This window comes from Mycobacterium sp. IS-836, assembly GCF_001954275.1.
GTDB lineage: Bacteria > Actinomycetota > Actinomycetes > Mycobacteriales > Mycobacteriaceae > Mycobacterium.
Genome location: NZ_MBEU01000008.1, coordinates 1 through 4,679 on the forward strand (window position 1 = coordinate 1; position 4,679 = coordinate 4,679).

General features: G+C 67.0%; 1 protein-coding gene. It reads right to left on the bottom strand.

Features of this window, described 5'->3' with window-relative positions:
* Positions 1-4,679 (bottom strand): non-ribosomal peptide synthetase (locus A5747_RS03280; protein WP_142245438.1); only part of this gene is annotated, 4,679 nt, incomplete at both ends.

The following is a 4,679-nucleotide window of genomic DNA, read 5'->3' on the forward strand; positions in this document are numbered from 1 at the left end:
CCTACACCGGAATTGATCGCCGCGACCAACCGCATCGCCGACAACGAATCCCCACCCAAATCAAAGAACGAATCATCAACCCCCACGCGGGGCACGCCGAGGACTTGGGCGTAGATGGCGGCCAGGATCTCTTCGGCGGGTGTGGTGGGTGCGCGGTAGCCGGTGGTGGTGTATTCGGGGGCGGGCAGCGCGCGGGTGTCGAGCTTGCCATTGACCGTCAACGGCACTTCGTCGATCGCGACGACTGCGGCGGGAACCATGTAGGCCGGCAACCGATCTACCAACGCAGCGCGGACTTGGGCGGAATCTGCAGTGCCGGCAACGTAACCGACCAGCCGCTTGTCGCCGGGGCGATCCTCGCGTGCGATCACCGCCGCCCACTCGACCCCGTCGAGCTCCATTAGGGCGGTTTGGATTTCGCCGCGTTCGATCCGATAGCCGCGAATCTTGACCTGCTCATCGGCGCGCCCCAAATACTCGAGCTGCCCATCAGAGCGCCACCGCACCAAATCCCCGGTGCGATACATCCGACCCCGGCCGAATGGGCACGCCACAAACCGCGACGCGGTCAACCCCGAACGGCGCCAATACCCAAGCCCCACACCGCGGCCCGCCACATACAATTCCCCCACCACGCCGTCGGGCACCCGGTGCAACCATTCGTCGAGCACAAAAAACGCCAGGTCCGGCAATGGCGCCCCAATTGGGCTGGCCTTGCTATCCAGGTCCGTGTTGATGATCTCGCGCATCGAGGCATGCACAGTCGTCTCGGTGATGCCGTACATGTTGATCAGGCGCGGCAATCCTGGGTGGCGGTTCCGCCATGCGCGAAGACGCTGTGGTTCCAGCGCTTCCCCGCCGAACACCACGGTCTCGAGTTTGAGCTGATCCGACTTTGGCGATGGCGCGTCGATGGTTTGCAGCGCATAAAACGCCGACGGGGTCTGGCTCAACACGCTGACCTGTTCGGCAACCAGCAAGGCGCGCAAGTCGTCCGGGGACCGGGTCACCGATTCGGGCACCACTACCAGCCGTGAACCACCGAGGAGCGCACCGAAGATTTCGCCCACCGAGAAGTCGAACGCCAACGAGTGACACTGGGTCCACACCTGCCCCGCTGACAGCCCCACGTCCACGTCGTCGAGCGCTTCGACCAGCCTGGTGACATTGCGATGGGTGACCGCCACACCCTTGGGCACACCGGTGGTCCCCGAGGTGTAGATCAGGTAGGCAACATCATCCGGGCGCGGCTCCGGCAACGCCGTGCAGGGGTGCGTATCAATACGCGGGTCGTCGATATCGACGACGACCAACTCATGCCCCGCCAGTCGGTCGCCCAATTCGGTGGTGGTGATCGCCGCGAGAGGTGCGGCGTCGGTGAGCATGAATTCGATCCGCGCGCCAGGCAGCGCGGCGTCGATCGGCAGATACGCGGCCCCCGTCTTGAGCACCGCGAATATCGCTACAACCGCCTCGGCTGAGCGGGGCAATAGCAGCGCCACAGACTCGCCGGGGCCGGCACCCTCGCCGGCCAGCAAGTGCGCCAACCGGTTTGCGGCCTCGTCCAGCTCCCGGTAGGTCATCGAGCTGCCCCCGTAAGTCAGCGCGACCGCGTCGGGAGCGCGTAGGACTTGGGCGGCGAACAGCGTCGGAATCGATGCCGAAGCGGGTGCCGGCTCGGTCAGGACCGTCTGATTGCCCCACCGATCGAGGCGGGCACGCTCGTCGGCATCGAGCAGATCGACCGATGACAGCCGTCGCACGGGATCCGCCGTCATCGCCACCAGCACCCGCCGGAACCGCTCGATCAGCGCCTCGACGCTCGCCGCGCCGAACACATCGGTGTCGAATTCGACGCGCAGGCCCAGTTCTACGCCCGGCGTGGCTTGCACCGTGAGCGGGTAATGATTGAATTCGCGGCTAGCGAAATCGGTGATGTTCAACCCGTCGACGCCCAATGGTGCGCCGGTGTCGATCGGAAAGTTCTGGAACACGAACAGGGTGTCGAACAGTTGGTCGTGGCCACTGATGCGGTGAATGTCGCTCAGCGACAGATGTTGATGCTCAAGGGTTTTGGTGTGGGCGCTTTGCAACTGATCGATCAGGTCGGCGGTGGTGGTCGCCGGTGTGACTCTCGCCCGCACCGGCACGGTGTTGATCAACAGGCCGACCATCGAGTCCGCACCGGACACCTCGGCGGGCCGACCCGAGACCGCGACGCCGAAGGCGACGTCATGCCGGCCGGTCAGCGAAGTCAGCAGCAGCGCCCACGCCGCCTGCAGCACGGTGTTGACGGTGGTGTGCTGCGAGCGGGCCAGATAGCCTAGCGCAAGCGTGATCTCGGCCGGCAAACGACGAGAGGTAACGCCTCGCGGCCCCAGCTGCGCCCGCCCCGGCGGGCCCACCAGCGTGGGGGTGTCGAAGCCGGCCAGCACCTCGCGCCACGCTGTGCGGGCGACATCGAGGTCTCGGTCCGCCAGCCAGCTGACAAACCTGCGATACGGGATCGGCGCGGGCAGCCGCTGCCCGTAATAGCCCGCGAAGATCTCCCGCAGCAGGATCGGCAGCGACCAGCCATCCAGCACGATGTGGTGAGCGGTCAACACAATCCGGTGCTGATCTTGCGCGGCGCGAATCAGCGCCACCCGGAACGCCGGCGGGTCGGTGAGGTCGCAGACTGCCGCGCGTTCGCTGGCGCACAGTTGGTCGATCTGCTCGTCGAGATCGTCGCCGCCGACTGCGACGTACCGCCACGGCGTCTGGGGATCGGCGGGGATGATCTGGACCGGTTCGTCGAACTGTTGGCAGAATATGGCCGCCAGGTTGGGATGGCGGCGGACCACCGTGTCCACCGCTTCGCGCAGCCGGTGCTGGTCGAGGGGACCGCTTACGGTGATGTCCAGCTGCATCGCGTACACATCGTCGCCGCTTCCGTGCGCGGTGCTGGCGTGGAAGAGCAGCCCGTGTTGCATCGGGGTCAGTGGCAGAACATCGGCGATGGTGTATTGCTTTCGCAGCGCGTCGATTTGGTGCTGCCCAAGCCGTGCCGGCGCGATGTCGGACGGGGTCAATCCGCCCCCGCCGCGCTGAACGTGCGCGCAGATGCCGGCCAGCGCGTCGAACCACAACTGGGCGAGGCGGCTGATCTTGATGTCGTCTAGGGCCGACGGCGCCCACGTCCAGTTGGCGTGCAGGTGGGGGCCGGCGTGGGTGTCGACGGTGGCGATGTTGAGGTCGACCGTGTGCGCCAACGGCATGGGTATCGCCGTCGCCGCGCCGGTGGCCGACAGGCCATCCTCGCTGATCCGCCACAATTCGCCGGACGGCTCGGCCGCTGCGCCCAGGCGTCCCAGATAGTTGAATCCGATCGGCGGGTCGGACCCGGCCAGGTCGACGTCGGCGTTCAGATAGCGCAGCAGACCGTAAGTCAATGGGTCGGGCAGGGTGCGGAGCTGTTCTTTGACGTCGTTGATCACCGCCCCCAGCGCGGCCTCGCCGGCAATGACCTGCGCCCAGGACAGTCGGCCAACCGTCAGGGCCACCGGGTATTTGGTGGTGAACCAGCCCACCGTGCGCGACAGGTCGACGTCGGGGAAAAGTTCGTCGTGGCGGCCGTGGCCCTCGACGTCGATGCCGATCGGCGCGCTGCCGCTGGCCTCGAATTGCGCCAGCGCGAGGGCGAATCCGATCAACAGGATGTCCTGTATCCCGGCGTGGAACGCCGCGGGCACCTCACCGAGCAGCATGCGGGTGGTCTCGACGTCGAGGTCCATCGACAGGTGCCCAGCGCTGGCATAGGTGTCGAGTTCGGGTTGCACCGCGGCCAGTGCGGCGGGGGCGGCGGCCACCTGGCGCCAGGCCTCGGCCTGTTCTAGCACCGTCGGGTGTTGGGCGTGCTCGGTCAGCAGCGCGGCCCACCCCGCGAACGACGTCCCGCCCGCCGGCAAGGCCACCGGCTCGCCGCTGCGGTGCTGTGCCCACGCGATGTTCAAGTCCTCCAACAGGATTCGCCATGACACGCCGTCGACGGCGAGATGATGGATGATCAGCGCCAACTGGCCCGTGCCCGCGACCCACAGCGCGCTGACCATCGTCCCGGCCGCCGGATTCAGTCGGGCTCGCGCTTGGACAAGCTCTTCATCGGACAACGCGCTCACCGATTGCACGCACGCGTTGGCGTCCACCGACCCCGGCTCGGGAACGGTCAGCGACCAGTCCTCGCCGACGCGCAGCCGCAGCATGGCGTGTCGATCAATCAGGGCCTGCACCACGAGCACCACGTCGGACTCGGTCACCCCCGCGGGAGCCTGCACCACCACGGTCTGGTTGAACTGCTCCACCGGACCGTCGACGTCGTGCAACCATCGCATGATCGGGGTCGCGTCGACCGGCCCCACACCGTCATCGATCGCGTCGCCGGCGCCGGTCGCGACCCCGGCCACCCGCGCCAGCCGGGACACGGTCTGCTCGACGAAAATGTCACGCGGTTTGCAGGTGAGGCCGGCGGCACGCGCGCGCGTGACCACTTGCATCGACAGGATGCTGTCGCCGCCGAGGTCGAAGAAGGAGTCGTCGATTCCGACGCGTTCCATGCCGAGGACTTGGGCGTAGATGGCGGCCAGGATCTCCTCGGCGGGTGTGGTGGGTGCGCGGTAGCCGGTGGTGGTGTATTCGGGGGC